The organism is Xanthovirga aplysinae, assembly GCF_009711365.1.
In the GTDB taxonomy this organism is placed as follows: domain Bacteria; phylum Bacteroidota; class Bacteroidia; order Cytophagales; family Cyclobacteriaceae; genus Xanthovirga; species Xanthovirga aplysinae.
The window spans coordinates 1-465 of sequence record NZ_SMMB01000141.1 but is presented as its reverse complement, the minus strand read 5'-3'; the positions used below and the strand labels follow the sequence as shown (position 1 = coordinate 465).

Here is a 465-nt window from a genome sequence, read left to right as displayed (position 1 = left end):
AGAAAGAAAATGAAAAAAAATCTACAACACGGCCAATTTATGGGGGGCGACATTTTCTTGAGCAACCGAAAAAAGTGTAAAGTTTATTTGCTAGGAGTACTGGCCCTTTTGTGGCTGTATCCTTCTATTTTAAAGGCACAAAATTGGGGAGCGGAACAAAAGGGGCCTCCTCCGTTACCCTATTTGGAGATGAAAGAAAATAATTTTTTTGGTGAAGCTGTAGCATTAGATGGCCAATATGCAGTTGTTGGGCAGCATGGAAATCAAAGCGGGAAAGGGGCTGCCTATGTGTTGTGGTATAATGGAAATAACTGGATAGAACAGGCCAAACTAACGGCATCGGACGGTGTTGCTGATGATAGATTTGGAAGATCAGTAAGTATTTCAGGTGATTATATCGTAGTAGGGGCATATTTTGATGATGATAAGGGAGAAAAATCCGGTTCAGCTTATTTATTTGAAAAA

The 465-nt window shown here is 40.0% G+C and carries 1 protein-coding gene; it reads left to right on the top strand.

Annotation, left to right across the window (positions count from 1 at the left end):
* Positions 1-9: 9 nt before the first annotated feature.
* Positions 10-465 (top strand): FG-GAP repeat protein (locus tag E1171_RS00230; protein ID WP_222931276.1); only part of this gene is annotated, 456 nt, incomplete at its 3' end.